The organism is Methylobacterium sp. JK268, from assembly GCF_054052225.1.
The window spans coordinates 1-26,825 of sequence record NZ_JBSVZN010000022.1 but is presented as its reverse complement, the minus strand read 5'-3'; the positions used below and the strand labels follow the sequence as shown (position 1 = coordinate 26,825).

Genomic DNA, 26,825 nt, shown 5'->3' with positions numbered 1-26,825 from the left:
CCGGGCGGCCGCCAGCGTCCTCGGATTCACTCATGGACTCCACCTGGATCTCGACCCTGATCCTCGCCCTGGCGGTCGCGGGCTGCGCCTACGCCCTGGTGGCGGCCTGGCGCGCCGGGCGCGTCGCCGGGCGGCCGGCCCCCGCGCTTCCCGCCGGGGCGCCGCGTCCCTCGGTGACGCTGATGAAGCCGCTCTGCGGCGACGAGCCGAACCTCCACCACAACCTCACGACCTTCTGCCGGCAGGCCTATACGGGGCCGGTGCAGGTCATCTTCGGCGTCCAGAACGCTGCCGACCCGGCCATCGCCGTGGTGAACCGCCTCAAGGCGGAGCACCCGGACCTGCGCATCGACCTCGTGATCGACGCGCGCCAGCACGGCGCGAACCGCAAGGTCTCGAACCTGATCAACATGGCGGGGCGGATCGCCCACGAGATCGTGGTGCTGGCCGACAGCGACATGGTGGTCGGCCCCGACTACCTGGAACGGCTCGTGGCCGAACTGGCGCAGCCCGGCGTCGCCGGGGTGACGTGCCTCTATCACGGCGTGCCGGCCAACCGCTCCGTGTTCGCGCAGCTCTCGGCGCTCGCCATCGACACGCAGTTCCTGCCGAACGTGCTCGTCGGCACGGGCCTCGGCCTCGCCGAGCCCTGCTTCGGCTCGACCATCGCCTTCCGGGCGGAGGCCCTGGCGGCGATCGGCGGCTTCGAGCGCGTGAAGGACGACCTCGCGGACGATTACGCCCTCGGGGCGGCGCTCCGCGGCACCGTGGGCGGGGTCGTGGCCATCCCGAACTTCACCATCGGGCACACCTGCACCGACGTCGCGCTCGGCGAGCTGTGGCGGCACGAGACGCGCTGGAACCGCACCATCCGCACCGTCGACCCGGCCGGCTACGCGGGCAGCCTCGTGACCCACGCGGTGCCGCTGGCGCTGATCGGCGCGCTGATGCCCGACACCAGCCCGCAGGGGCTCGCCATCGCGGCCCTGGCGCTGACCTGCCGGATCGTCCTGTGCCTGCGGCTGGAGCGGGCCTTCGGCCTCGCGCCGCACCCCTACTGGCTGTTGCCGATCCGCGACGTGATCTCGTTCGCCGGCTTCACGTGGTGCTTCATGTCCGGCGCCGTGACTTGGAAAGGTCATGATTATCGGGTTGTGGCTGATGGCACGCTCATCCCCGAGCCGGGCCTCGCGCAGGAGACCGGCGCCCCCACGACCTGACCGGCCGCCGCGGCGGCCCGTCCCCATCGCGAGAGTTTCCCCGATGCGCACCCTCTTCCTCCAGGCTCCCACCTTCGACGGCTTCGACGGCGGCGCCGGCTCCCGCTACCAGGCCAAGCGCGAGATCAAGTCGTTCTGGTACCCGACCTGGCTCGCCCAGCCGGCGGCCCTCGTCGAGAACTCGAAGCTGATCGACGCGCCCCCGCACAACCTGAAGCTCGACGACGTGACGCGGCAGGCGAAGGATTTCGACCTCGTCGTGCTCCACACCTCGGTCCCGTCCTTCAAGCAGGACGTGGCGACCGTCGAGGCGCTGAAGGCCGCCAATCCCAACCTCAAGGCCGGCCTGATCGGCGCCAAGGTGGCGGTGGACGCGCAGGGCTCGCTGGAGAAGGCGCCGGCCATCGACTTCGTGGCCCGCAACGAGTTCGACTTCACCTGCAAGGAGGTCGCCGACGGCCGCGATCTCTCGCAGATCAAGGGCCTGTCCTACCGCAACGGCTCCGGCGTCATCGTGCACAACGAGGACCGGCCGGTGATGATGGACATGGACCAGCTGCCCTTCGTCACCAGCGTCTACAAGCGCGACCTGGTGATGGAGAACTACTTCATCGGCTACCTGAAGCACCCCTACATCTCGTTCTACTCGGGTCGCGGCTGCAAGTCGCGCTGCACCTTCTGCCTGTGGCCGCAGACGGTGGGCGGGCACACCTACCGGACGCGCTCGGTCGCTCACGTGATCGAGGAGATCAAGTACTGCCTGAAGGCGTTCCCGCAGACGAAGGAGTTCTTCTTCGACGACGACACCTTCACGGACAACCTGCCCCGCGCCGAGGAGATCGCCCGGGAGCTCGGCAAGCTCGGCGTGACCTGGTCGTGCAACGCCAAGGCGAACGTGCCGCGCGAGACCCTGAAGGTGCTGCGCGACAACGGCCTGCGCCTGCTGCTGGTCGGCTACGAGTCCGGCAACCAGCAGATCCTGCACAACATCAAGAAGGGCATGCGGGTCGAGGTGGCGGAGAAGTTCACCAAGGACTGCCACGAGCTCGGGATCGCCATCCACGGCACCTTCATCCTCGGCCTGCCGGGCGAGTCGAAGGAGACGATCCAGGAGACGATCAAGTTCGCCACCCGGATCAACCCGCACACCATCCAGGTCTCGCTCGCCGCGCCCTATCCGGGCACCTTCCTGTACAAGCAGGCGGTGGAGAACGGCTGGCTCGACGCCGCCAACGCGGAGCTCGTCGACGAGAACGGGGTGCAGATCGCGCCGCTGCACTATCCCCACCTGTCGCACACCGAGATCTTCAACTCGGTGGAGGAGTTCTACAAGAAGTTCTACTTCCGGGCCCCGAAGATCGCCTCGATCGTCGGCGAGATGGTGCGCTCGCCCGAGATGATGAAGCGCCGCCTGCGCGAGGGCGTGGAGTTCTGGCACTTCCTGAAGGACCGCCAGGCCAGCGGCTCCGCCAAGGCGGCGTGACCGCCAGGAACGGCGCGCGAACCCTCCCCCCTTTGCGGGGGAGGGTGCCCGGCGGAGCCGGGCGGGAGAGGGGAACCACGGTGCCGCATCTTCCTGAACCGGCCTGACGGACGCCCGATCCTGAAGCGTGGTTCCCCTCTCGGCGGGACTTCGTCCCGCTGCGCTCACTGCGTTCGCCACCCTCCCCCGCAGAGGGGGGAGGGTTGAGAGACGCCTCGCGTCCCGCTCGACCTGCGGTCCCGATGCCCGTCCCCCCCAAGCGCCTCGTCGTCACCTCGGATGATTTCGGCCTCTCGCCGCAGGTGAACGAGGCCGTCGAGCGGGCGCACCGGGAGGGCATCCTCTCCGCCGCGAGCCTGATGGTGGCGGCCCCCGCGGCGGCCGACGCGGTGGCCCGCGCCCGGCGCCTGCCCTCGCTGCGGGTCGGGCTCCACCTCGTGATGGTGGAGGCCTGGCCGCTGCTGCCGGCCGCCGACCTGCCGGACCTCGTCGACGGGGAGGGCCTGCTGCGGCGCGACATGGGCGGGCTCGGCCTCGACCTCGCCGCCAAGCCCCGCGCCCGGCGCCAGCTCGCCGCCGAGATCCGGGCGCAGTTCGAGGCCTACCGGGCGACCGGGCTCCCCCTCGACCACGTCAACGCCCATAAGCACTTCCACGTCCACCCGGTCATCGCCGGCCTCGTGCTGCGGATCGGGCGGGACTTCGGCATGCGGTCCCTGCGCGTGCCGCGGGAGGACCGGGACACCCTGCGCCGGGCCGAGCCGGGTTTCCGCCCCGGCCTCGCCCTCGACACGGCGCCCTGGGCGGCGCTCCTCGGCTGGCGCGCCCGCCGCGCCGGGCTCGCGGTCCCGGATCGCGTGCTCGGACTCGCGTGGTCGGGCCACATGACCCCGCCGCGGGTGGCGGGCCTGCTGCGGCATCTGCCGGACGGCCTGACCGAACTCTACACGCACCCCGCGACGGCGGGCGGCTTCCCGGGCGAGGCGGAGGGCTACGCCTACGCCGAGGAACTCGCCGCCCTCACCGCGCCGGAGAGCCGGGCCGCGCTGGCGGAATCCGGGGCGGTGCTCGGCGGGTTCTCGGAGTTCGCGGCGTGACGCGCGCCCTCACCCTCCCCCCTCTGCGGGGGAGGGTGCCCCACGGAGTGGGGCGGGAGAGGGGAGCCACGCTTCGGGATTTGGCTGAGCCGTGGCGCAGGGCGCCCCCCTGAAAGAGCGTCGCGCCAGCCCCTCTCCCGGCTCACTGCGTTCGCCACCCTCCCCCGCAGAGGGGGGAGGGTGAGGATCCCGGCTACACCGCCCGCCGCGCCACCACGCCCTCGGGCGCCCGCACCGGCTCCCGCGGCTTGGCGGGCGCGTCCTTGCCCTTGGCCGCCGGAGGCGGGCCCAGGAAGGCCGGCACAATGAAGAAGGCCGCCACCAGCGTGAAGAACAGCGACAGGGCCAGCAGCTTGCCCATGCTGGCAGTGCCCGGGTGGCTCGACAGGACGAGCGAGCCGAAGGCCGTGCCCGTCGTCAGCGCCGAGAAGAAGATCGCCCGCGTCAGGCTCGACGCCAGCATGTCGGCGACGCCCGCCCGCCACGCGATCACGTAGTAGATGTGGAAGGCCACGCCCACCGCCAGCATCAGCGGCATCGCGATGATGTTGGCGAAGTTGAGCGGCATCCCGATCACGTAGAGCGCCTCCAGCGTCCACAGGGTCGCCAGCACCAGCGGGCCGAGCGCCATCGCCACGTCCCAGGGCCGGCGCAGCGCCACCGACAGGATCACGAAGATCGACACCAGGGCGAGCAGGCCGGCCTCCACGAAGGCGCCCAGGATGGTGTGGCTGGAGCGGGTCGTGGCGATCGGCGCGCCGGTCGCGTGCGGGGCCACGCTCAGCACCTCCTTGGAGAAGCGCTTCAGCACCGTGTTGTCGTTCGAGTTGCCCTTCGGCTGAACCTCCAGGCGGGCGCGGCCGTCCTTGGCGATCCATTCCTGGCGGATCTGCGCGGGCAGCGTGTCGAGGGTGATCTTCTCCGGGGCCAGCAGGCCGCGCAGGCGCGCCAGCAGGCCCTTGAGGTCCGGCACCGTGGCGGTGGCCGAGGCCTCGCGGAGCTGGGGCGTGGCGTCGGCGAGGCGGTCGAGCGTGTCCGTGAAGGCCAGCACCTCCTTCTGCGGCGCGGTCTCGCCCTTGCCGGCGATGCCCTTGAGAGCGCCGGAGGCCGTCTTGATCGCCTGGACGACCTCGCGGTCGCTCGGCGGCGGTGCCACGCGGGGCGGGTTCAGCACCGGCCCGAGCACGCCCGCCGCATCCTCGATCGTGGCGAGCTTCTGGTCCTGGTCCGGCGGCACGAAGGTGTCGATGTCGATGACGTTCGCGACGATCGGCAGGGCCCGCAGCTTCTCGGCCATCGGGCGCACCGCGTCGGTGTTCGGCACCAGCACGTCGATCGTGTTGGGGCTCGTCGCCGGGTCCTTGGCGAGGTCGAGATAGGTCGCGACCGATTCCACCTTCGGGCTGCGCAGGTGCATCGGGTTCGAGTCGAAGGGGAGGTAGTAGAGCAGGGGCAGCCCCGCCACCGTCACCAGCCCGGTCAGGACCAGCACCAGCTTGCGGTGATGAATGATCCAGTGGTCGACCGAGGCGAGGGAGGCGGTCCCGACCTCCTCCTTCTCGCCCGGCGGCCGCATCACCGCGATCAGGGCGGGGAGCAGCGTCAGCGCGAAGGCGTAGGCCACGATCATGCCGACGCCGGCGATCAGCCCCAGCTCAGAGACGCCGCGGAACTCCGTCGGCAGGAACGAGAAGAAGCCGGCGAGCAGCGAGACGGCCGCGAGCGTCAGCGACCAGCCGACCCCGTTGGCTGCCTTGCGGATCGCTTTCGCGAGGTCGGGCTCGGCGAAGCGGTCCGCCCGGTAGCGCACCGCGAACTGGATGCCGAAATCGATCCCGAGGCCCACGAACAGAGCCGCGAAGGCCACCGAGATCGGGTTGAGTTCGCCCACCATCAGCAGGCCGAGCGCCGCCGTGACGACGAGCCCCGCGAAGGTGGTGATGAGCACCGCGACGACGAGGCTCGGCGAGCGCAGGGCCAGCCACAGGAACAGGATGATCGCCCCGACCGTGACCGAGTTGTTGAGGAGCGCGTCGTCCGACAGGGTGGCGAACTCGTCGTCCGCCACGGCGACCTGGCCGGTCAGGCGCACGCGCACGCCGGCCTGCGGCGTCAGGCCGAGGTCGCGCGCGGTGCTGCGGATCAGCGCGGTCGCCTGGGCGCCCGGCTGCAACTCGTCGAAGTCGAGCTTCGGCTGCGTGATGATGAAGCGGCGCAGGTCGCTCGTCTGGGCCTTGCCGCCCGACAGCAGGAGCTGCCACGACAGCCGCGCCGGCTCGCCCTTGAGCACCTTCTCGAAGGTGTCGCGCAGCTGCCCGATCGGAGAGGTCAGGTCCTCGATCTTGGCCTGGCCGCCCTTCACGCCCTGCGCGCCCAGGCTCATCGCCTGCATGATGCCGCGCAGCGACGGGTCGGCCGCGAGCGGGCCGAGGAGGCCCTGCTGCTGCACCAGCCGGTCGGTGGTCTGCTCCAGGTCCTTCTGGGCCATCAGCAGGAAGCCGTTCTTGTCGAAGAACGGGCCCCCGTCCGGCCGGTAGACGACCGGCAGCAGGTCCTTGTGCGCGGCGAGCGCCTCCGCGAGGCGCGAGGCGGCCTCGTCGGCCTGTTCGGGCGTCGCGGCGTCGAGCACCGCCACCAGCAGGTTGCTGCGCTGGGGGAAGGCCTGCTCGAACTGGATCTCGTCCTGGCGCCAGCTCACGTCCGGCGCGATCAACCGCTCCACGTCGGTGTTGATGCGGAAGTGGCGGGCGGCCGAGACGCCGCCCGCCGCCGTGGCGACGAGGCAGAGCAGCAGCACGATCCAGCGATGGCGGACGGAGAGGGCGACGAGCCGTTCGAACACGTTGCTGAGCCTACCTTCTGCGGGGCGGATGCGCGAGAAGCCGCGCCATCCCGTCCGGGTTCCGTCGATCCCCCGCCCGGCGCCTCCGCTGCCGGGACGGCGGCGACGGCCGGGAGGGCGGGGAGCCCTCGAACACGGACAGCCCTCTCGCCGTTCCAGGGCATTGGGGCGCTAAGTAGTGACCCCGGGAGGGGATTGCAACGCGCCCGCCCGGACCGCGTCCCCGAGCCGGCCGGCCGGGCCTGACCATGGGTCGCGCCGGGGAGCGCCCCCCGCCGCCCTCCCGGTCGTGCGGCCGGTCCTTGCTGCGCTGCAGCGTCGCACCACCTTTGCAATTCCGGCATTGGTCGAGGAAGAGGGGCGCGGTACCGTCGCGCGACCGTAGGGTTTGGGCCACAGTTGGACCCATTCCAACCTAGATCGCTGGAATTTCGCCGCTTTTCGGTCTAAGGACGCGCGGTTCCACCCTGCAAGCGAGACAAGGAGCCTCGATCTTGGGCATCCCTCTTCGGTACGTCGCGAAGATCGGCGGCTACATCCTCAAGCAGCACCTCACGGGCCGCAAGCGCTACCCGCTCGTGATGATGATGGAGCCGCTGTTCCGCTGCAACCTGGCCTGCGCCGGCTGCGGGAAGATCGATTATCCGGACGAGATCCTCAACAAGCGGCTGCCGGTCGACGAGGCGCTCGAATCGGTCCGCGAGTGCGGCGCGCCGGTCGTCGTCATCGCGGGCGGCGAGCCGCTGCTGCACAAGGATCTGCCGCAGATCGTGCAGGGCATCATCGCCCAGAAGAAATTCGCGATCGTCTGCACGAATGCGCTGCTGCTCGAGAAGAAGATCTCTCAGTACAAGCCGAGCCCGTACTTCACCTGGTCGATCCACCTCGATGGCGACAAGGAGATGCACGACAAGTCGGTGTGCCAGCGCGGCGTCTACGACAAGGCGGTGGCGGCGATCAAGAAGGCCAAGGAGCTCGGCTTCCGGGTCACGATCAACTGCACCTTCTTCAACAACTCCTCGGCCGACAAGATCGCCGACTTCTTCGACAGCGTGACCCGGATGGGCATCGACGGCATCACCGTCTCGCCCGGCTACGCCTACGAGCGCGCGCCCGACCAGCAGCACTTCCTCAACCGGAAGGCGACGAAGGACCTGTTCCGCGGCGTGTTCCGCCTCGGCAAGGAGAAGGGCCGCGAGAAGTGGACCTTCCAGCAGTCGGGCCTCTTCCTCGACTTCCTGGCGGGCAACCAGTCCTATCACTGCACGCCCTGGGGCAATCCGACCCGGACGGTCTTCGGCTGGCAGAAGCCGTGCTACCTGCTCGGCGAGGGCTACGCCAAGACCTTCAAGGAGCTGATGGAGACCACCGACTGGGATTCCTACGGCACCGGCAACTACGAGAAGTGCGCCGACTGCATGGTGCATTCGGGCTACGAGGCCTCCTCGGTGGTCGATTCGGTGAGGAAGCCCTGGAAGCCGCTGGTCTACGCCCTGCGGGGGATCAAGACCGAGGGCGCGATGGCGCCGGAGATCTCCCTGGAGAACCAGCGCCCGGCGGAGTTCGTGTTCTCACGCAACGTCGCGCAGAAGCTCTCCGAGCTCCGGGACGCCGAGGCCGAAGCCAAGAAGCGCGCGACAGCGGCCTAAGGACGCGAAGGCCGCCGAGGAATCGCGGGCGAGGCGCACCAGCCCGCCCACCTTGGCGGATCGCCGGGCGAGAGCCCCCAGGACGGCGAGCACATCGGGCTCGCCGTTCGGCTTGAGGGCCTTGGCGATCGCGGCGGGGAGCGCCCGGTCGGCCGGGTCGCAGATCACCCGCACGGCGCAGAAGGGCAGGCCGTGCCGGGCCGCGAAGGCGGCCGCCACGTGGGATTCCATGTCGACCGCCGCCGCTCCCGTGCCGGCGCGCAGGACCGCCTTCGCGTGGGGAGAGAGCACTGCGGAATCCTCCCCGGCGAGGTCCGCCGGCATCACCCGGAAGGGAAGATCCGAGAGGCGGTGCGTCAGCGCCGAGACCACCGCCGGGTGGGCCGCCTGCCGCCGCCCCGCGGCGATCACGCCCGTCGCGACGACGACGTCGCCCGGCGCGAGGTCGGGATCGAGCCCGCCCGCGATGCCGATGCTCATGACCGCGCGGCAGCCCGGCCGTACCCGCTCCTTCAGGAGGTCCCGCAGGCGCCCCGGGTTGCCGCCCGCGCCCACCGTGGCGACGCCCGGCCCGGCGGCGACGCGCGCCTCGCGGGCGAGGCCGGTGACGGCCAGCACGGGATGCGGCCCGGACGGGCCGGTGGTGTCCTCGACGACAATCATGCGGCGGGGTGACCTGTGCGTGAGACAGGGCGGATGGCTCGGCGCCCGATGCAGCCTTCATACCAAGCCCGGTGCGGCGGTGATGTGGCGGAGCGGCCACGGGCGGGGCCGGACGGAACCGGCGTGAAGCGGCCGACGGTCTCTGGCATGAGGGCGGGGCCGCCGCGTCGGCGCAGGGAGGCTCCGCCATGCCGCATCTCTACGAGCACCCGCTCTCGTCCTATGCGCAGAAGATCAAGATCGCGCTGCGCGAGAAGGGCATCCCCTTCACGGCCGAACTCCCCGGGAGCTTCGGGACCAGCGGCGCGGACGATCCCTTCGCGCGGGCCAATCCCCGCGGGGAGGTCCCGGTTCTGGTCGACGGCGACCTGTCGCTGTTCGAGTCGACGGTGATCCTCGAATACGTGGAGGAGACCTGGCCCGAGCCGCCCCTGCTGCCCCGCGATCCCGCCGGGCGGGCGCGGGCGCGCCTCACCGAGGAGGTCTGCGACACCCAGTACGAGGCGGTGAACTGGGGCTTCGGCGAGGTGCTGTGGTTCCGCCGCGCCACGGGCCACCTCGCGGTCCGGCTCCGGGAGCGGGCGGCGGCGCAGACGCGGGTGCTGCAGGACTGGCTCTCCGCCCGGCTGGGCGAGGCGGCGTGGTTCGGCGGCGAGCGCTTCGGCTGGGCGGATGCGGCGGCTGCCCCGATGGTGAACCGGTCGGTGCATTACGGGCTCGGGCCGGCGGAGGGCAGCCCGCTCGCGCGCTGGCACGCCCGCCTGCGCGAGCGGCCCTCCGTGGCGGCGACCTTCGCGGAGTTCGACGCCGCCGCGTCGCGCATGGCCGAGGCCGCCGACCACTACACGACGGGCGGCCGGCGGCGGGAGTACCGCGATCACCGGCTCGACTGGATGATGCGCTCGGGCGGCGTCGAGGTCGTGCTCGCCGGCCTGCGCGACGACACCATCCGCTTCTCCTGGCCGTGAGTCCTGGCTGTGAGCCCTGGCTGTGAGCTCTGGCCGTGAACCCGCGCCAGCGCGCCATCGATGCCGCCGGCGCGACCGGGAGCCCGGCAAGACCGGCATTCTCCCTGACGCAAGGGAGTCATGAGGGCGAAGGGGCGCCGGATCGCACGATGGCGAATCATTCTCCGCGCCGAGGCAGAATGGAGATGTGTCTTCTGCGTCATGGTGAATTTTCCACATCGATCTGCTGAAGAGATTTCGGACAATTGCGTAGGCACGAATCGGCTGAGAACTCTAAGGCATTCCGCAGAAACAGCTTTTCGTGAGCGGTCGCGATCCTCTCACGGACCCGCAGCCTCGACACGCCGCGAGGTCATGGGGCAGGTGAGGTCGCGCGGGAGACCCCCTGTCTTCCGCGCCACACGAGGAGGTCATCATGAAGAAGCTCGACGCGAAGGCGCTCGCGACGGTCGCTGGCGGCTGCTGCACCCCCTGCTGCCCGCCCCCTTGCCCGCCGGCCCCGGTCTGCGCCCCGGCCCCGTCCTGCGGCGGCCACAAGTCCAAGAAGGGCTGCTGATCCGACGACCGCGGGGGCCGCTTCGTCGACGGATTGACCTGCGATGGACGATGCTCCCCGCATTCCCGCCGCGTACCGGCTCCTGGCGGGCCTGCCGCTCCCGTGGCGCCGCCGGGGGCTCGGCTGGGGGCTTGCCGCGGCGGGACTCGTCGGCCGATGGCGCGGCCGGCGCCAGGGGCTGGGCCTTGCCGACCTGCTGCAGACGCTCCTGCGGATGCCGCGCCGCGAGGCGCTTCGTCTCGATCGCGCGGCCTACCGGCACGACGTCGCGGCGGAGGTCGAGTGGTGCGCGCTCCACCGGCGCAGCGTCCCGGCGATCCTGCGCGACCTCGCGCGCGCGCAGGTCGAGGAGCCCGATCTCTTTCGCCGCGCGGCGGCGAGCGGCCGGCCGGTGATCCTGGCCCCCCTGCATATGGGCGGCTACGTGACGGGCCTCGCCTGCGCGATGGTCCGCTACTTTCCGGGCCGGCCGCTCGTGGTGCTGCGCCAGCGCGACGACATGAGCATGGAGACCGAGGTCATCGGCCGCCTGCGCGAGGTCGGGATCGACGTCCGTTTCCTGACCGTGACGAACCGCGCGGATTTCCTGCCCGCCGTGCGCTTCGCCCGGGACGCCCGCGCGGTCCTCGTGGTGTTCTGCGACCTGCCGCCCGCCTACGGCGCGCCCGCCGCGATGCCGATGTTCGGCCGGCCCTTCCGGTTCGCCTTCGGGGTCGACACGCTGGCGCGGCTCACCGGGGCGCTCGTGATGCCCCTCGCCACCACCCTGGAGCGGGACCGGGACGTGATTCGCCCCGGCCAGCCCTTCGAGGTTCGCGGCAGCGGGCCGCAGGAGCGGGCCGAGGTCGCGGAGATCATGCGCCGGCACCTGCGCGCCGCCATCGAGGGCCGGCCCGAGCAGTGGCACCTCTGGTCGTCGATCGCCGAATATTTACCCGAATCCGACAACCTGCCCACGAACCCTCCGGAAGGTGAAGGAACGCCGCAGATCCTCGCGGCGTGAGACCGGCGAGACCCGACCGCGCATGAGCGACTCCGCGGCCCCCCCTCCGGCCGAGCCGATGCTGCGGCCCCGCCGCGCCCAGGCGGTGCACCTGCATCGGGACCGGGGCAGCACTTGGCTGGCGTGGTTCTTCGGCGCGATCATCGCGGCCCTCCTGGCGGCGCTGATCTTCGGTCGCCTCGCCCGCTCCGAAGCGGTGCGCGGCTACGTGTCGGCGGCCTCCGGGCTGACGCGCCTCGACGCGCAGGCCGCCGGGATCGTCGACGAGATCGCCGTGCGGCAGGGGGACCGGGTGACCCGCGGCCAGCGGCTGATGCGGATCCAGCTGCGCGAGCAGACCACGGGCGGCGTCTCGACGGTGGCCGCCACCCTGCGCAGCCTGGAGCAGCGCCGGGCGACGCTCCGCGGCGAGCGCGCCCGCCTCGCCGCCTATCTCGAGTCGACCCGCGGCGACCGGCAGGAGACCGAGCGCAACGTGGCCGCGGTGATCCGCGCCCTCGACGAGCAGGAGCGGACCCTGCGGGACGGACTGGGCCAGCAGGAGGAGATGGTCTCCCGGGTCGAGGCCTACCTGAAGCAGGGCTACGCCACCCGCGAGGCGCTGAACGCCCAGCGGCGGCTCGCCCTCGACTACGCCCGCCAGATCGCCGACCTCCGGGCCCGCCGGGCGGAGCTGCGGCAGAGCACCGCCGAGCGCCTGCGCGCCCAGCGCAGCGGCGACACCGAGAAGGCCGCCCAGCTCGCCGCCGCCGAGAACGAACTGAGCGCGGTCGAGGCCCAGATCACCGCTTCCGGCGCCCAGTCCCGCATCGACGTGGTGGCGCCGACCGACGGGGACGTGGCCGGCCTGTTCGTGGAACCCGGCGCCTCGGTGAGCGCCGACCAGGTGGTGGCGATCCTCGGCGACACCCGGGCCGAGCCGGTCGTGGTTCTGGAGGTGCCCGCCCGGGCGATCGGCCTCGCCAAGGTCGGCCAGCGCGTCGTGCTCAAGTACGACGCCTTCCCGTTCAAGACCTTCGGCATCGCGCACGGCACCGTCACGGTCATCGCCGCCACGCCCCTGCGCAACCCGATGCTGGCCCCCGCGGCGGATGCTGCGCCCGAGCCCGGCGCGGCCGCCCGCCAGTCGGTCTACCGGGTCGAGGTGAAGCCGGACTCCCGCACCGTGCGGGCCTACGGGGTCGACGAGCCGATCCGGATCGGCTCGACGCTCTCGGCCGACATCGTGGTCGAGCGCCGGCGCCTGATCGACTGGATGCTCGATCCGATCCGGGCCATCCGCGGGAGGCTGTGAGCGTGAGCGACGGGCTGAAGAGGATGCTGGCGGGCCGGCAGCGGGTGCGCACGGTCCTCCAGGCCGAGGACAACGAGTGCGGGCTCGCCTGCCTGGCGATGGTGGCCAATTTCCACCGGCACGCGATCGATCTGCCCTACCTGCGGGCGCTGTTCCCGCTCTCGCGCAACGGGATGACGCTCGCCGACATCGTCGGGGTGGCGGATGGGCTCGATCTCGACGCGGCCGGCTACGCCCTCGACGGGATCGACGACCTCGCCGGGCTCTCCCTGCCGGCGATCCTGCACTGGCGCGGCAACCACTTCGTGGTGCTGGAGGGGATCGCGCGGGGCCGCTACCGCGTCCACGACCCGGAATTCGGCCTGCGGATCTACGACCGGGCCGACATGGAGCGCCATTTCGCCGGCATCGCGCTCGAATTCGCCCCGCGGATGGCGTTCCGGCCCCGCAAGGCCGGCGGCCGGCTCACGCTCCGCGACATCCTGCGCATGACCCGGGGGCTCGGGGCCACGGCCGGGCAGATCGGCCTCGTCTCGGTGGCGATCGCGCTCCTGAGCCTGATGACCCCGGTGCTGCTGCAGATCGCCCTCGACGTGGTCATCCCGCAGGTCGACCTGGATCTCCTGCAGATGCTCGCCCTCGGGCTCATCCTGATGATGCTGTTCGAGGCGCTGGGGCAGTGGCTGCGCGGCCGCATCGCGCTGCGCGCCGCGACGCTGTTCCAGATCCAGTTCACCCGCAACCTCGTGGGCCACGCCTTCCGGCTGCCGCTCCGCCACTTCGAGCTGCGCCACCCGGGCGACTTCGTCACCCGCCTCCAGTCGGTCGATGCGCTGCGCACCTTCCTGGTCGGCGGGCTCGCCACCTCGTTCGCCGATATCGGCACCTCGGCGCTGCTGATTGGGCTGATGGTCTACTACTCGCCCCTCATGGCGGGCCTCACCCTCGCCACCCTGGCGGCGGTGCTGGGGATGCGCTTCGTCACCTTCCCGATCCTCGACCGGGCGACGGCCGGGTCGCTGGAGGCGCGCTCGCAGGAGCAGGCCCGGCTCATCGACGGGATCCGGCGCATCGGCAGCCTCAAGGCCCATAACGGCACCGAACTCTTCGCCATGCACTGGTTCGAGAGCTTCGGGCGCTTCGCCACCCTCGACTTCCGCGCCCGCAAGGCCGGCCTCGACGCCGAGTTCCTGATGCATGCGGTGATCGCCGTCAGCACCGTGACGACCCTCTACCTCGGCATCACCGGCGTGATCGCCAACACGATGACGATCGGCACGCTCTACGCCTTCATCGCGCTGCGGGCCGACTTCTTCGAGCGGGTCAACCACCTCACCGCGAGCCTGCTGCAGCTCGCAGCCCTGCGGGTGCATGTCGGGCGCCTGGACGACGTGGTCGGGGAGGCGCCGGAGGAAGGGCTGCACGAGGCGCGCTTCCACCGGGCGGTCCGCCGGGAGGTGCGGATCGAGGGCGTGGCGATCCGGTTCGGCCGCGGCGCGGCGCCGATCCTCACCGGGGCGGACCTCGCGATCGACGTGGCCCGGGGCGAATCGATCGCCATTGTGGGCGCCTCGGGATCGGGCAAGTCCTCGCTGATGCGCGTGCTCGCGAGCCTCACCGACCCGGCGGAGGGCCGCGTCACCGTCGACGGCGCGCCGCTCGCGGAGTTCGGCAAGCGGGAGTACCGGGCGAATCTCGGCGTCGTCTTCGCGGATGACGGCCTCTTCGCCGGCACGGTGGCCGACAACCTGTCGCTCTTCGACCCCGCCGTGTCCCACGCCGAGATGGAGGCGGCCCTCGACCGGGTCGGGCTGCGCCACGAGGTCGAGCGGCTGCCGCAGGGCTACGCCACCCACGTCTCGGAAGAGGGCAGCGTGCTCTCGACCGGCCAGCGGCGGCGGCTCCTCCTCGCCCGCGCCCTCTGCCGGCGCCCGGCGCTGATGCTCCTCGACGAGGTCACGGCCAATCTCGACCCGGAGACCGAGGCGGCCCTGGTGGCGAGCCTGCGCGACGTGAAGGCGGCCAAGGTCTTCATCACCCACAGCGAGCGCCTGCTCGATCAGGTCGACCGCATCTACCGGATCGCCGACGGGCGGCTCACCGAGGAGCCGCGTCCGCCAGCGAAGCCCGGAGCACCGGTGCCGGAAGCGGCCTGACCGGGGCGCCCGGCGCCTCGGAGCCGCGCAGGAGCGGGGCGGGCTCGGCGGGCGGCGCGGCGCGCCGGAAGGAGGCGAGGGTTTCGAGCCGCGGCCCTCTCTCGACCGCGAGCAGCCCCGCCGCGGCCGCGAGCTGCAGGGTCTGCCCGTCCCGCTCGTTGCGCACGAGCTCGGCCGCGACCTCCGCGTTGGCGAGTTCCCCCTGGATGTTCAACTCGTCGAGCACGGTGCGGAACCCCGCCCCGCGCTCGATCCCGAAGCCCCGCATCGTGGCCCTGAGTTCGCCGACCCGGGCGACGAGCTGGGCGTACTGCTCCGCGGTGGCTTGGCGGCGCGCGAAGGCGGTCCGCGCCGTCGCCAGGGTGGTGCGTTCCGCGTCCCGCGCCTCGTAGCCGCGCTGCAGGGCGAGCGCCGAGGCCTCGCCGATCCGCGGCAGGGTGCCGGGCTCGTAGAGCGGCACGCTCGCCACGACCCGGGTGGTGGTGTCGGTGATGCGGTCCAGGGACGGGCTATAGCCGAGCTGCGCGACCTTGGAGAACTGCAGGTTGACCTTGGGCAGGAGGTCCGACACGGCGGCCTGGGCGTCGTGGCCGGCGGCCTCCGCCTCCAGGTGGGTGGCGGCGATGCTCGGATTGGCCCGGCGCACGAGGTCCGCGTAGGCGTCCGGGTTGCGCGGCAAGCCGTCGGGGAGGCGCGGCGGCCTGACCTGCTCCGGCTCCAACCCGGTGAGGCGGGTGAAGTCGAGCCGGGAAGCGGCGAGATCGGCCCGGGCGCGGGTGCGCAGGGCCTCCGCCTCCTGCACGCGGGAGCGGGCGAGGGCCAGGTCGGTGCGGGTCGCGTCCGCGAGGTCGAGCTGCTTCTCGGTGAAGGCGGCGATGCGCTGCGTCGCGGCGAGCTGCGCCTCCCGGGCCGCCAGGATCCGCGCGTCGCGCAGCACCGCCAGGTAGGCGAGACCGGTGTCGAGCAGCACCTGCTCGCGCTTGCCGATCAGCAGCTGGCGGCCCGCCTCCGCCAGGGTCTGCGCCGATTGCAGCGCGTGCCAGCGCCTGAACCCGTCAAAGAGCGGCAGGCTCGCCGTGAGCCCGACCACGGTCGGCGCGCGGCGCGGGGTGGAATCGAGCCCGACCACGGTCGGTTCCGGGTTGGGCGCGTAGGTGATGCGGCTGCGCAGGGGCCTGTCGGCGGTGAAGGTGACGGTGGGCATGAAGGCGTCGAGGGCGCCCCGCAGCCGCGCCTGCGCGCCCTCCTGACGGGCCTCCTCGGCGCGCAGCGCGAAGCTCGACTCGAGGGCGGCCGTCGAGGCGTCCTCCGGGCCCTGCGCCCGGGCGGCCGGGGCACCGGCGAGCGTGAGGAGGATCGCGGCCGGGACGAGGCCCCGTCTCCTCCGCACTGCGCGCCGCACCGGCATGTCCACTCCCGCCCTGCCCGACCGGGCTCGCGCCCTCCCACCCGGGCGGGCTGCCGGTGCGGCGGACGATCGCTCACATCTGCCGTCCTCAGGGTAAAGGAAGCCCTAAGATCTGACCGGACGCTCGGGCAGCTGCGGCGTATACTCGCTCTCGACGCCCGAGCGAATGAATTCGACATGATGACCCTGCGCAAGGACGGCGGTCTCATGTCCGCTGGGCGGCCCGAGCACGGCCTACCCCGCCCGCGCCGCCGGCCGCACCACAGTCGCGTCGAAATCCGCGGCCGGTGCCCGGCGCCCCCGCAGGGCGGGGAGCACCCGCTCGCCGAACAGGTCGATGAAGGCGGCCTGGTCGCCGCCGACCTGGTGTAGGTCGATGCTGTCGAAGCCGAGCGCCGCGCAGGCGGCGATCCGGTCGATCATCGCCGCCGGGTCGGCGGAGACCAGCACCTGCGCGTGCATGTCCTCCGGCCGCACGAAGCGGGCGGCGGCGTCGAACTCCGCCGGGCTGCGCAGCTCCCAGGCGACCGGGCTGCCGAGCTGGTTGAAGCGCCACGCCGCATGGGCCTGGGCCAGGGCCTCGGCGGGGTCACGGGCGAGGCTGACGTCGAGCTTGAGGAAGATCGGCTTGTCGGCCCCGCCGGTCTCGCGGAACGCCTCGACGACCGGCGCCAGCGCCTCGGGCCGGCTCCCGACCGTGAGGAGCCCGTCCGCCCAGGTGCCGAGCCAGGCCGCGGTCTCGGCGGTGGCGGCGGCGCCCACCAGCCGGGTGGGGGTCTCGGGGCGCGTCCACAGCCGGGCGTCGAGGGCCGAGACCCGGCCGCGATGGGTCACGGTCTCGCCTGCGAGCAGCGCCCGCATGATCTCGGCGCCCTCGCGCAGCCGGGCGTGGCGCTCGGCCCGGTCGGGCCAGGGCGCGCCGGTCACCGATTCGTTGAGGGCCTGGCCGCTGCCCAGCGCCACCCAGGGCAGGCGGCCCGGATACATCTGGCCCAGCGTCGCCACCGCCTGGGCGAGCACCGCCGGGTGGTAGCGCCAGCCGCCCGGCACCGTGACGACCCCGAAGGTCAGGCGCCGCGTCGCCTGGAGCGCCGCGCCGAGCCAAGCCCAGGCGAAGCCCGCCTGACCCTGCGCCGGCGACCAGGGCTGCAGGTGGTCGGACGAGAAGGCGCCGTCGAACCCCGCCTCCTCGGCGCGCTGCACGAGGCCGATGAGGTCGCGCGGCGCGACCTGCTCGTGCGAGGCGTGGTAGCTGTAGAGCGTCATCGCGGGTTCCCACCGCGCCCGTGCGGGCCGGCTCCCGGGGGAAACGGCCCGGGCCGCCCGGCGGGTCCGCGGCGGGCGGGCGGGATCGTCGGGCGCGCCGGCTACATCCCGACCGCGACCTTGCGGGTGTTGCTCCGCTGCAGGTTGCGGTAGCGGGCGAGCGCCCAGAGCGGGAAGAACTTCGCGTAGCCGTGGTAGCGCAGGTAGAAGACCCGCGGGAACCCGGTCGCCGTGTAGCGGTCCTCCGCCCACAGCCCGTCCGCCCCCTGCGTGCGGGCGAGGTAGTTGATGCCCCGCTCCACCGCTGGATGGTCGGTCTCGCCCGCCGCCATCAGGGCGAGCAGCGCCCAGGCGGTCTGCGAGGCGGTGCTCGGCGCCCTCTCGTAGCCGCGATATTCGAGCTTGTAGCTCGACGCGTCCTCGCCCCAGCCCCCGTCGGGGTTCTGGATCCCGGCGAGCCAGGTCACCGCCCGCCGCACCGGCTCGGAGGCCGGGTCGACGCCGGCCGCGTTGAGGGCGCAGAGCACCGACCACGTGCCGTAGATGTAGTTCATGCCCCAGCGGCCGTACCAGCTGCCGTCGGCCTCCTGGTCGGCCAGCAGGTAGGCGACGCCCCGGTCGAGGGGCGGGCAGGTCTCGCGGGTCTCGCCGAGCTGGGCCAGCATCGAGACGCAGCGCGCCGTCACGTCGGCGGTCGGCGGGTCGAGCAGCGCCCCGTGGTCCGAGAACGGGATGTAGTTGAGGTAGTGGTAGGTGTTGTCCGCATCGAAGGCCGCCCAGCCGCCGTCGCGGCTCTGCAGGCCCTCGACCCATTCCCGCGCCCGGGCGATCGCCGTGCCGTAATCGGCGGCGTCCGGCCCGGGGCTGCGCCGGCCCTGGACCCGGTCCATCGCCATCACGACGACCGCGGTGTCGTCGAGGTCCGGGTAATGCGGGTTGGCGTACTGGAAGGCCCAGCCGCCCGGACGCACGTCCGGCTTCGAGGCCGCCCAGTCGCCCTTGATGTCGAGCACCTGGAGGGGCTTCAGCCAGTCCATGGCGCGCTTGGCGTGCCGCTCGGCCTCCGGGCCGCCGGCCTCCATCAGCGCGTGGGCGGCGAGCGCCGTGTCCCAGACCGGCGACAGGCAGGGCTGCACGTAGGCCTCGTGCTCCTTCACGGTCACGAGCTTCTCGACCGCGGAGCGGGCCGTGACCACCAGGGGATGATCCTCCGGGTAGCCCAGGGCCTCGTACATCAGCACCGAGTTGACCATCGCCGGGAAGATGGCGCCGAGCCCGTCCTCGCCGTTCAGGCGCTCGCTCACGAAGGCCACCGCCTTGTCGATGGCGCGGGCGCGCGATCCCGCCGGGAAACGCCCCTCGACCTTCTGCAGCACCTTGTCGATCGCCGCGAAGACCGGACGCCAGGGCGAGGATTCCTGCGGGCCGGCCGGCCAGGTCCGCACCCGCTCGGGCGCTTCGACGAAGAGTTCCCGGATGCCGATGCCGCGCGGGTTCCGGGCCCGCGGCTTCCTCGCCTGGAGCACGAAGAGCGGCACCATCACGGTGCGCGCCCAGTACGAGACCTTGTCGAGGTGGAACGGGAACCACCGCGGCAGCAGCATCACCTCGACCGGCATCACCGGCACGGCGGTCCAGGGCACCTCGCCGTAGAGGGCCAGCATGGTCCGGGTGAAGACGTTGGCGTGGGCCGCGCCGCCCCGGCGCAGGATCGCGTCGCGGGCGCGGCGCATATGCGGCGCCTCGATCGAATCGCCGATCATCTTGAGGGCGAAGTAGGCCTTGACGGTCGCGCTCATGTCGAACGGGCCGTCATGGACGAGGGACCAGCCGTCGTGCTGCGCGCTCTGGGTGCGGCGCAGGTAGGCGGCGATCTTCGCCTCCAGCTCCGCGGGCGGGATCGAGGCGCGGAAATGGTGGTAGAGGATGTACTCGGACGGGATGGTGGCGTCGGCCTCGAGCTCGAAGCACCAGTGACCGTCCGGGTTGACGAGCCGCATCAGCCCCTTCGACGCGAGCGACACGCGCCGCTCGACATCCTCCAGCGTGATGTCCTGCGTGCTCATGCGGTGCAGCGTCTCGACCTTGCCCACGTTCGTCCCGCCTTCTCCTGTCGGCGGCCCGTTCCGCCGCCTGCCCGTCCATCGATTCGCGGCGGTGCAAGAACGCCGCCTATTCTCAAGCTGTTCCGCCGCGTCGCCGCCCGCGTCAAGCGGCTCCGCGCAGATCTGGTTTGCGTCGCGTGACCAGGGCCGCCGCCGCGGCGCCGGACCGGATGGCGCCCTCGATCGTCGAGGGCAATCCGGTCGCCGTCCAATCTCCCGCAAGCGCCAGATTGGCGAGGTGCGTCGGCGCACCCGGGCGACGGGCGGCCTCCGCGGGCGTCGCCGCGAAGGTGGCCCGCTTCTCCTTGACGATCTGCCACCGGGGCAGGGGCGCGCCCGGCTGCCCGGTGAGGCGGGCGACCTCGTCCCAGATCCGCACGGCCAGGTCCTCGCGGGACTCCTCCAGCAGGCGGTCGGCGCCGCTGATCGTCACCGAGAGCCGGTCCGGATAGGCGAAGAGCCACTCAGTGAGGCCCCCGATCACCCCGAGGAGCAGCGGCGCGCCCGCGGGCGGCGGGACCGCGAAATGCGCGTTGACGATGGCGCGGTGCTCCCGCGGGGTCTCGAGACCCGGCAGCAGGTCGGCGGCGACCCAGGCGGGCAGCGCCATGACCGCGTCGTCCTCCGGCCCCAGCGCCTCGGCGCCGTCCGCGAAGGCGAGGCTCGCGACGCGGTCCCCCGCGCGGTCGAGGGCGCGCAGGCGCCGGCCGAGGCGGATCTCGGCGCCCTCGCGGGCGAGGAAGCGCAGGGCCGGCTCCACGAAGGCCGTCGAGAGCCCCTCCACGGCGATGAGCGGCCGGCAGGCCCGCCCGCCCGCGCCGAGGGTCTCGCGCAGGATCGCGGCGGCGAGCGCGGCGTCGCTCTCGCGCGGCTCGGTGTTGAGGGCCGCGAGCAGCACCGGGTGCCAGAGCCGGTCCCAGAGCAGGCCCTCGCAGGGCATGCTCTCCCCGATGGTGCGGCGCCCGCCCGCCCGCAGGATGCCGATCGGCGCGAGGTAGTCCCGCGCGCGGCTGCCCGGCACCCGGCGGCCCTCCGCCAGGACCCACCAGGGCAGGCGGCCGGCATTGGGGCGCAGGGTCCAGCGCTCGCCCGTGACGAGGTCCGCGAACGGGAAGGCGGCCTCGTCGGGACCGGTGAGGGCGTTCGGGGGGGCGCCCACCACCCGCAGGAAGTCGAGGGCGTCGCGGTTGCCCGAGAGCAGCAGGTGGTTGCCGTTGTCGATGGTGAGCCCGAGGGCCGGGTCGAAGTAGGAGCGGCAGCGCCCCCCCGCCTGCTTGGCGGCCTCGTGCAGCACCACGCGCCGCCCGGCGAGCGTCAGCCGGACCGCCGCCGAGAGACCGGCGAGGCCCGCCCCGAGGACGTGGACGGTTCCGGCCATCACACGATCCCGTGGCGCAGGAGGACGCCGATCAGCGCGAGCTTGCCGGGCTTGACCCGCGCGCGGGGCTGCACCCAGCCGCGGGCGTTCAGGCCGTCGAGGATCAGGTGATAGGCCGCCGCCATGATCCGGGGCGCCTTGGTGGCGCGCCGGGGCTGGCCGGCCATGATCGTCCAGGACGTCCGGTAATGCGCCTCGGCCTCCGTGGCCAGCGCCGCGCAGACCTCGCCCAGCCGCGGATGCACGAGGGCGGCCTCCGGCGTCGGAGCGGTCAGGCCGATGGCGGCGAGGCGCTCGCGGGGCAGGTAGAGGCGGCCGCGCTCGGCATCCTCGTCGATGTCCCGCAGGATGTTGGTGAGCTGCAGCGCCCGGCCGAGATGGTGGGCGAGCGCCTGTCCGGGCTCCTCGGCCATGCCGAAGATCCGCACCGACAGCCGTCCGACCGCGCTGGCGACCCGGTCGCAGTAGAGGTCGAGGGTCGCCACGTCGGGAGCGACGATGTCGGCCTCGGCATCCATCGCCATGCCGTCGATGACCGCCTGGAAATCCTCGCGCTTCAGGCCGAACTGCCGCACCGGGCCGGCGAGCGCCGCCGTGCGGGTCGTGAGGCGGCCCGCGTAGAGGGCGTCGATATCGGCCCGCCAGCGGTCGAGTTCGGCGGCGCGCACCTCGCGCGGGCCGCCGTCATCCGCCACGTCGTCGACGGCGCGGCAGAAGGCGTAGACCGCGTACATGGCGTCGCGCTGGGCGGCCGGCAGCAGGCGCATCGCCGCGTAGAAGGACGAGCCGGCGGCGGGCAGCGCCGGAGCCTCTTCGGCGGGCGCGGGAACGGGCGAGGCGAGGGCGGTCACGGGCGGGCTCCCCGGACGGTTGGGACGAGGTGGCGCCGGAAGGGCCGGCGGGCGAGGGTGGCGCCGGCCGAGGCCAGCGCGATCAGCGCGAACACGGCCTTGCCGTGGTGGACGCGCTCGCTCAGCGGGTCGCGGGCGGTCAGGCCGCGGGCGAGGGCGACGGCGAGGCGGTGGATCGCCGCGATCTCCATGGCGAGCCGCGTGTCGGCGATCAGGTCGGGCAAGGCGCGGCCTTCGTGCAGGAGGTCGAGGCAGCGATGGGCGAGCGTGCCGATCACCGCGCGCAGGCCCGGCGAGGCCCGGTCCGCCCCGAGATCCGCGACCGTGACGCCGTGGATGCGCATCAGGTCGTCCGGCAGGTAGACCCGGTCGAGGGCGCGGTAATCCTTCCCGCAATCCTGCAGGTGGTTGATGATCTGGAGCGCCGCGCAGATCGCGTCCGAGGCCGCCCAGGTCGCGGCCGGATCCTCGCCGTGCACGTCGAGCACGAAGCGCCCGACCGGCATCGCCGAGTAGCGGCAATAGTGCATCAATTCGTCGAAGGTCGCGTAGCGCGACTTGCGCGCGTCCATCCGGAAGGCGTCGAGGAGTTCCAGCGCGTGGCGCGGTGCGAGCCCGCTCTCCGCCAGCGCCTCCCGCAGCGGCGCGGCCTCCGGGTCGTCGGGACCGGCGCCCGTGAGCGCGTCGGCGAGCCCGTCGAGGAGGGCGATCTTGCGCTCCGGCGGCAGGCCCGCATTGTCGGCGACGTCGTCGCCCGCGCGCACGAAGTCGTAGAAGGCCAGGATCGGCCGGCGGTGGCGCGGATGGATCAGGTGCGACGCGACCGGGAAGTTCTCGTCGCGGTGCGACTTGCCGGAGCGCGCCTCGGTCGCGGTGGTCATGACGGGCGTCCTTCCGTGGCTCGAACCTGCCTTTCACGAGGCTTGCCGATATCGCACCATGGCGCGATAATATCGCCATGAAGCCGATCGCCTACGCGCCCTCCGCGGCGAAGGCCCTGGTGAGACTGCCCCCGCCGGTGCGGGTCGCGATCGTCAGCAAGCTGTCCCGTTACGCCGAGACCGGCAGCGGCGATACCCGAGCCCTGGTCGGCCGCCCGGGGCGCCGCCTGAGAGTCGGCGATGATCGGGTGTTGTTCGTCGAAACGGAGAACGCCATCGATGTCTTCGCGATCGGGCACCGGCGTGACGTCTACGAGTGAGGGAGAGGCATCGTGAAACCCCAGATCATCACGACGGATGCGGGTGAAGAACTCGTCGTCCTGTCGCGTCACGCCTACGACACCCTGCTCGCCCGCCTCGGCGACGAGGCCGCGGAGGATCGTGCGACCGCGCGGATGGCGGAGGCGTATCTCGCCGGAAAGATCGAGGATTCGAGCCTCGGCATCCCGCACTGGTTCGTCGCACTGCTCGCCGAGCACGGGTCCGCCGTTGCCGCGGCGCGCAAGCATCGCGGGTGTACCCAGGCGGAACTGGCGCAGAGGCTGGACATCTCGCAAGGACACCTGAGCGACATCGAGCGCGGTCGGCGGCAGCTGACCGCCACGCAGCGCCACCAGATCGCCGCTGTCACGGGCGTCGAGGCGGGTTGGCTGGAGTAGTCCGCCCGTCACCGGATGTATCCTGCCTGACGGAACCACGCGACGGCGTCCTCCAGGCCCTGCCGGTAGGGCCGCGCCGCGTAGCCGAGTTCGGCCCGCGCCTTGGCGTCGGAGAAGAACATCCGGTAGCGGGACATCCGGATGCCGTCGATCGTGGCGAGGGGCGCCTTGCCGGTGAAGCGGGCCGCGAGTTCGGAGACGAGGGCGACGGGGTAGACCGCCGCCCGGGGCAGCCGCACGGTCGGGGCTTTCCGCCCGACGATCCCGGCGATGTCGGCCAGCATCCGCGACAGGAGCACGTCCTCGCCGCCCAGGATGTAGTGCTCGCCGATGCGCCCGCGTCGCAGCGCGAGCAGGTGGCCCGCCGCCACGTCGTCCACGTGCGCGAGGTTGAGGCCGGTATCGACGAAGGCCGGCATCCTGCCGTTCGCCGCCTCGACGATGATGCGGCCCGTGGGCGTCGGCTTCACGTCGCGCGGGCCGATCGGCGTCGAGGGATTGACGATCACGGCCGGCAGGCCCTCGCGGGCCACCATCTCGTCGACCACGCGCTCGGCCACGACCTTGCTGCGCTTGTAGGCGCCGATCGCGGTTTCGGGCGTGAGCGGCCGGGTCTCGTCGGCGGGCGTGCCGTCGTCATGGGGTTTGATCGTCGCGACGCTCGACGTGTAGACGACCCGCTCGACGCCCGCGTCGAGGGCGGCCCGCATCAGGACCCGGGTGCCGTCGCGGTTGGTGCGGACGATCTCCTCCGGGTCCGGCGCCCAGAGCCGGTAATCGGCCGCCGCGTGCACGAGGTAGCGCATGCCGCGCATGGCCGCGGCCACGGCCGCAGGGTCGCGCATGTCGCCCTCGGCCACCGCGACGTCCGGCCAGGTCAGGTTGGTGCGCGGGCTCGTCGCCCGCACCAGGATGCGCACCGGGAAGCCGGCGCCCCGGAAGACGTCGACCAGGGCCGGGCCGAGGAAGCCGCTCGCGCCGGTGATCAGCACCGGGCCGACCTCCGGCCGGGCTTCAGACAGGGTGCGGTCCGAGGCCTCGTTCATGCTCACGTCGCTGTCCGGAAGAGCCGCCCCGAAGGGCGGCGGCAGGCAGCCTCGGGCAGGGCCAAAGGCCCGCCGCTTCTGCCATTTCGGGGCCCAAACGACAAGCGCGGGGCGGCGGAATGCGCCGCCCCGTGCCCTCCGGGCACCAGTCCCGCCGGGGTGAGCCCGGCGCTCATACGGTTTCCGATTGATCGCTTCGCGATGCGGAAACCGGCTTCGCTCAGGTGCGCGGAGCGAAGCTCCGCCGCGCGGGCTGGTGGTACGGCTTCCGAACGGATCGTCCGGAAACCGTATCAGACCCGCCGCAGGCGCGCCCGCTCGCGGCGATCGGCCGGCAGCGCCGCCTCGACGGTCCGCACGATGGCGGCGGCGTCGAGGCCGGCCTCGGCGTAGAGCCGCTCGGGCGTGTCGTGGTCCTGGTAGGCGTCCGGCAGCGTCAGCGTGCGCACCCGCACCGTGCCCCCGTCCAGCGCCCCCTTCGCCGACAGCAGGTGCAGCACCATCGCGCCGAACCCTCCCGTCGAGCCCTCCTCCACCGTCACCAGCACCTCGTGGCTCCCCGCCAGGTCCAGCAGAAGCGCCTCGTCCAGCGGCTTGGCGAACCGCGCATCCGCCACCGTCACCCCGATCCCGCTCTCCTCCAGACGCTCCGCCGCCTTCACCGCCTCGGCCAACCGCGTCCCCAGGCTCACCAGCGCCACCCGCGCCCCCTCGGGACGCCGGATCACCCGCCCCTTGCCGATCGCCAGCACCTCGCCCCGCTCCGGCAGGTCCACTCCCACGCCCTCGCCCCGCGGGTAGCGGAACGCGATCGGGCCCGAATCGTGCGCGTGGGCCGTCGCCACCATGTGCACCAGCTCCGCCTCGTCGGAGGCCGCCATCACCACCATGTTCGGCAGGCAGCACAGGTAGGCGAGGTCGAAGGCGCCCGCATGCGTGGCCCCGTCCGCCCCCACCAGACCCGCCCGGTCCAGCGCGAAGCGCACCGGAAGGTTCTGCAGCGCCACGTCGTGCACCACCTGGTCGTAGGCCCGCTGCAGGAACGTCGAGTAGATCGCGCAGAACGGCCGGAACCCCTCCGCCGCCAGACCCGCCGCGAAGGTCACCGCGTGCTGCTCGGCGATGCCCACGTCGAAGGTGCGGTCCGGATGCGCCTTGGCGAAGATGTCCACGCCCGTGCCCGACGGCATCGCCGCGGTGATCGCCACCACCTTGTCGTCCGCGTCCGCGGCCTTGACCAGGCTGTCCCCGAACACCTTGGTGTAGCTCGGCGCGTTCGGCTTGGCCTTGACCTGCTGGCCCGAGATCACGTCGAACTTCACCACCGCGTGGCCGCGGTCGGCGGCGGCTTCCGCCGGCGCGTAGCCCTTGCCCTTCTGGGTGACCACGTGCACCAGCACCGGCCCCTCGGGCGCGTCGCGCACGTTCTTGAGGATCGGCAGCAGGTGGTCGAGGTTGTGGCCGTCGATCGGCCCGACGTAGTGGAAGCCGAGCTCCTCGAACATGGTGCCGCCGCCCGCCAGGATGCCGCGGGCGTATTCCTCGGCGCGCACGGCGGTGTCGTAGAGGGCCTTGGGCAGCAGGCGGCCGAAGGTGCGGGCGGTGTCGCGCAGGGAGCGGTAGGTGTCGCCCGAGACCAGGCGGGCGAGGTAGGCCGACATGGCGCCGACCGGGGGCGCGATCGACATGTCGTTGTCGTTGAGGATGACGACGAGGCGCGAGCGCAGGGCGCCTGCGTTGTTCATGGCCTCGTAGGCCATGCCGGCCGAGATCGAGCCGTCGCCGATCACGGCGACGACGTTGCGGCGCTCGGGGGTCTCGCCGCGGGCGCGGGCGGCGGCGTCGGAGAGGTCGCGGGCGATGGCCATGCCGAGGCCGGCGGAGATGGAGGTGGAGGAATGGGCGGCGCCGAAGGGATCGTAGGGGCTCTCGGCGCGCTTGGTGAAGCCCGAGAGGCCGCCGCCCTGGCGCAGGGTGCGGATGCGGTCGCGGCGTCCGGTGAGGATCTTGTGGGGGTAGGCCTGGTGGCCGACATCCCAGATCAGGCGGTCGTCGGGGGTGTGAAAGACGTAGTGGAGGGCGACCGTGAGCTCGATCACGCCGAGCCCGGCGCCGAGATGGCCCCCGGTGACCGAGACGGCGTCGATGGTCTCGGTGCGCAGCTCCTCGGCGAGCTGGGCGAGGTCGCTCTCGGGAAGGGCGCGCAGATCCGCCGGCTCACGGACGCGATCGAGGAGGGG

Annotated in this window: 21 protein-coding genes; 11 read left to right on the top strand and 10 right to left on the bottom strand. The window is 72.5% G+C overall.

The genetic code is table 11. The annotated features are described in order from the left end of the window. Window positions 1-32: 32 nt before the first annotated feature. The 3 genes from hpnI to hpnK all read left to right on the top strand — a co-directional run bounded on the left by hpnI (window position 33) and on the right by hpnK (window position 3,800). Window positions 33-1,220 carry a bacteriohopanetetrol glucosamine biosynthesis glycosyltransferase HpnI gene (hpnI, locus tag ACW9J6_RS21745; protein WP_457118599.1) on the top strand — a complete coding sequence of 396 codons (1,188 nt, stop codon included), beginning with the start codon at window positions 33-35 and terminating at the stop codon, window positions 1,218-1,220. A 43-nt stretch (window positions 1,221-1,263) separates the two neighbouring features. After that, window positions 1,264-2,703: a hopanoid biosynthesis associated radical SAM protein HpnJ gene (gene hpnJ / locus ACW9J6_RS21740; protein WP_457118598.1), complete on the top strand. Its 1,440-nt coding sequence runs from the start codon at window positions 1,264-1,266 to the stop codon at window positions 2,701-2,703. 242 nt (window positions 2,704-2,945) lie between these two features. Further along, on the top strand, window positions 2,946-3,800 hold the full coding sequence (gene hpnK, locus ACW9J6_RS21735) for a hopanoid biosynthesis-associated protein HpnK (protein ID WP_457118597.1): 855 nt from the start codon (window positions 2,946-2,948) through the stop codon (window positions 3,798-3,800). 193 nt (window positions 3,801-3,993) lie between these two features. Here hpnK and hpnN read toward each other — a convergent pair whose 3' ends face one another. Next, entirely contained in the window at window positions 3,994-6,642 is a 2,649-nt protein-coding gene (gene hpnN / locus ACW9J6_RS21730; RefSeq protein ID WP_457118596.1) for a hopanoid transporter HpnN, read from the bottom strand. A 494-nt stretch (window positions 6,643-7,136) separates the two neighbouring features. On the opposite strand from hpnN, the gene hpnH reads away from it, so the two are divergent. After that, window positions 7,137-8,291 carry an adenosyl-hopene transferase HpnH gene (gene hpnH, locus ACW9J6_RS21725; RefSeq protein ID WP_457118595.1) on the top strand — a complete coding sequence of 385 codons (1,155 nt, stop codon included), beginning with the start codon at window positions 7,137-7,139 and terminating at the stop codon, window positions 8,289-8,291. Here hpnH and ACW9J6_RS21720 read toward each other — a convergent pair. Then, window positions 8,214-8,954 carry a phosphorylase gene (locus ACW9J6_RS21720; protein WP_457118594.1) on the bottom strand — a complete coding sequence of 247 codons (741 nt, stop codon included), beginning with the start codon at window positions 8,952-8,954 and terminating at the stop codon, window positions 8,214-8,216. The two genes, hpnH and ACW9J6_RS21720, sit on opposite strands and share 78 nt — an antisense overlap. Before the next feature lie 188 nt (window positions 8,955-9,142). On the opposite strand from ACW9J6_RS21720, the gene ACW9J6_RS21715 reads away from it, so the two are divergent. From ACW9J6_RS21715 to ACW9J6_RS21695, 5 genes are all read left to right on the top strand, one after another. Beyond that, window positions 9,143-9,922, top strand: a complete 780-nt coding sequence (locus tag ACW9J6_RS21715) for a glutathione S-transferase family protein (RefSeq protein WP_457118593.1) — start codon at window positions 9,143-9,145, stop codon at window positions 9,920-9,922. A gap of 415 nt (window positions 9,923-10,337) precedes the next feature. Continuing rightward, entirely contained in the window at window positions 10,338-10,478 is a 141-nt protein-coding gene (locus ACW9J6_RS21710; RefSeq protein WP_457118592.1) for a hypothetical protein, read from the top strand. A gap of 43 nt (window positions 10,479-10,521) precedes the next feature. After that, window positions 10,522-11,481: a hypothetical protein gene (locus tag ACW9J6_RS21705; RefSeq protein ID WP_457118591.1), complete on the top strand. Its 960-nt coding sequence runs from the start codon at window positions 10,522-10,524 to the stop codon at window positions 11,479-11,481. Between the two features lie 22 nt (window positions 11,482-11,503). Then, window positions 11,504-12,775 (top strand): HlyD family secretion protein, encoded by a 1,272-nt coding sequence (locus ACW9J6_RS21700; protein ID WP_457118590.1) that lies wholly within the window; start codon window positions 11,504-11,506, stop codon window positions 12,773-12,775. A gap of 2 nt (window positions 12,776-12,777) precedes the next feature. Continuing rightward, entirely contained in the window at window positions 12,778-14,931 is a 2,154-nt protein-coding gene (locus tag ACW9J6_RS21695) for a peptidase domain-containing ABC transporter (protein ID WP_457118589.1), read from the top strand. Here ACW9J6_RS21695 and ACW9J6_RS21690 read toward each other — a convergent pair. From ACW9J6_RS21690 to hpnC, 6 genes are all read right to left on the bottom strand, one after another. After that, window positions 14,873-16,339 (bottom strand): TolC family protein, encoded by a 1,467-nt coding sequence (locus tag ACW9J6_RS21690; protein WP_457118588.1) that lies wholly within the window; start codon window positions 16,337-16,339, stop codon window positions 14,873-14,875. The genes ACW9J6_RS21695 and ACW9J6_RS21690 overlap by 59 nt on opposite strands. A 234-nt stretch (window positions 16,340-16,573) precedes the next feature. Continuing rightward, window positions 16,574-17,605: a TIGR03885 family FMN-dependent LLM class oxidoreductase gene (locus tag ACW9J6_RS21685; protein WP_457118587.1), complete on the bottom strand. Its 1,032-nt coding sequence runs from the start codon at window positions 17,603-17,605 to the stop codon at window positions 16,574-16,576. A gap of 101 nt (window positions 17,606-17,706) precedes the next feature. Further along, window positions 17,707-19,671: a squalene--hopene cyclase gene (shc, locus tag ACW9J6_RS21680; RefSeq protein WP_457118719.1), complete on the bottom strand. Its 1,965-nt coding sequence runs from the start codon at window positions 19,669-19,671 to the stop codon at window positions 17,707-17,709. A gap of 142 nt (window positions 19,672-19,813) precedes the next feature. Beyond that, the gene (gene hpnE, locus ACW9J6_RS21675) at window positions 19,814-21,088 is read right to left on the bottom strand and encodes a hydroxysqualene dehydroxylase HpnE (RefSeq protein ID WP_457118586.1); all 1,275 of its coding nucleotides are present in this window, start codon (window positions 21,086-21,088) and stop codon (window positions 19,814-19,816) included. Further along, window positions 21,088-21,939, bottom strand: coding sequence for a presqualene diphosphate synthase HpnD (hpnD, locus tag ACW9J6_RS21670; RefSeq protein WP_457118585.1), 852 nt, complete (start codon window positions 21,937-21,939; stop codon window positions 21,088-21,090). Before hpnD ends, hpnE begins: the two co-directional genes overlap by 1 nt. Next, window positions 21,936-22,820: a squalene synthase HpnC gene (hpnC, locus tag ACW9J6_RS21665; RefSeq protein WP_457118584.1), complete on the bottom strand. Its 885-nt coding sequence runs from the start codon at window positions 22,818-22,820 to the stop codon at window positions 21,936-21,938. Before hpnC ends, hpnD begins: the two co-directional genes overlap by 4 nt. 77 nt (window positions 22,821-22,897) lie before the next feature. Here hpnC and ACW9J6_RS21660 point away from each other — a divergent pair, with 77 nt between their 5' ends. Both ACW9J6_RS21660 and ACW9J6_RS21655 read left to right on the top strand, forming a co-directional pair. Continuing rightward, window positions 22,898-23,140, top strand: coding sequence for a type II toxin-antitoxin system RelE family toxin (locus ACW9J6_RS21660; RefSeq protein ID WP_457118583.1), 243 nt, complete (start codon window positions 22,898-22,900; stop codon window positions 23,138-23,140). A gap of 12 nt (window positions 23,141-23,152) precedes the next feature. Continuing rightward, complete coding sequence (locus ACW9J6_RS21655; RefSeq protein WP_457118582.1) at window positions 23,153-23,539, top strand: helix-turn-helix domain-containing protein; 387 nt, start codon at window positions 23,153-23,155, stop codon at window positions 23,537-23,539. An 8-nt stretch (window positions 23,540-23,547) separates the two neighbouring features. Here ACW9J6_RS21655 and hpnA read toward each other — a convergent pair whose 3' ends face one another. Both hpnA and dxs read right to left on the bottom strand, forming a co-directional pair. Further along, window positions 23,548-24,585: a hopanoid-associated sugar epimerase gene (gene hpnA / locus ACW9J6_RS21650; protein WP_457118718.1), complete on the bottom strand. Its 1,038-nt coding sequence runs from the start codon at window positions 24,583-24,585 to the stop codon at window positions 23,548-23,550. Window positions 24,586-24,878: 293 nt separating this feature from the next. Next, window positions 24,879-26,825: 1-deoxy-D-xylulose-5-phosphate synthase (gene dxs, locus ACW9J6_RS21645; RefSeq protein WP_457118581.1), on the bottom strand; the 1,947-nt coding region annotated here is incomplete at its 5' end.

Excerpts from the sequence above, each read along its gene's own strand:
- hpnI (WP_457118599.1), top strand. The coding sequence starts at position 33 with ATGGACTCCACCTGGATCTCGACCCTGATCCTCGCCCTGGCGGTCGCG.
- hpnJ (WP_457118598.1), top strand. The coding sequence starts at position 1,264 with ATGCGCACCCTCTTCCTCCAGGCTCCCACCTTCGACGGCTTCGACGGC.
- hpnK (WP_457118597.1), top strand. The coding sequence starts at position 2,946 with ATGCCCGTCCCCCCCAAGCGCCTCGTCGTCACCTCGGATGATTTCGGC.
- ACW9J6_RS21720 (WP_457118594.1), bottom strand. The coding sequence starts at position 8,954 with ATGATTGTCGTCGAGGACACCACCGGCCCGTCCGGGCCGCATCCCGTG.
- ACW9J6_RS21715 (WP_457118593.1), top strand. The coding sequence starts at position 9,143 with ATGCCGCATCTCTACGAGCACCCGCTCTCGTCCTATGCGCAGAAGATC.
- ACW9J6_RS21710 (WP_457118592.1), top strand. The coding sequence starts at position 10,338 with ATGAAGAAGCTCGACGCGAAGGCGCTCGCGACGGTCGCTGGCGGCTGC.
- ACW9J6_RS21705 (WP_457118591.1), top strand. The coding sequence starts at position 10,522 with ATGGACGATGCTCCCCGCATTCCCGCCGCGTACCGGCTCCTGGCGGGC.
- ACW9J6_RS21700 (WP_457118590.1), top strand. The coding sequence starts at position 11,504 with ATGAGCGACTCCGCGGCCCCCCCTCCGGCCGAGCCGATGCTGCGGCCC.
- ACW9J6_RS21690 (WP_457118588.1), bottom strand. The coding sequence starts at position 16,339 with ATGCCGGTGCGGCGCGCAGTGCGGAGGAGACGGGGCCTCGTCCCGGCC.
- ACW9J6_RS21685 (WP_457118587.1), bottom strand. The coding sequence starts at position 17,605 with ATGACGCTCTACAGCTACCACGCCTCGCACGAGCAGGTCGCGCCGCGC.
- shc (WP_457118719.1), bottom strand. The coding sequence starts at position 19,671 with ATGAGCACGCAGGACATCACGCTGGAGGATGTCGAGCGGCGCGTGTCG.
- hpnE (WP_457118586.1), bottom strand. The coding sequence starts at position 21,088 with ATGGCCGGAACCGTCCACGTCCTCGGGGCGGGCCTCGCCGGTCTCTCG.
- hpnC (WP_457118584.1), bottom strand. The coding sequence starts at position 22,820 with ATGACCACCGCGACCGAGGCGCGCTCCGGCAAGTCGCACCGCGACGAG.
- ACW9J6_RS21660 (WP_457118583.1), top strand. The coding sequence starts at position 22,898 with ATGAAGCCGATCGCCTACGCGCCCTCCGCGGCGAAGGCCCTGGTGAGA.
- hpnA (WP_457118718.1), bottom strand. The coding sequence starts at position 24,585 with ATGAACGAGGCCTCGGACCGCACCCTGTCTGAAGCCCGGCCGGAGGTC.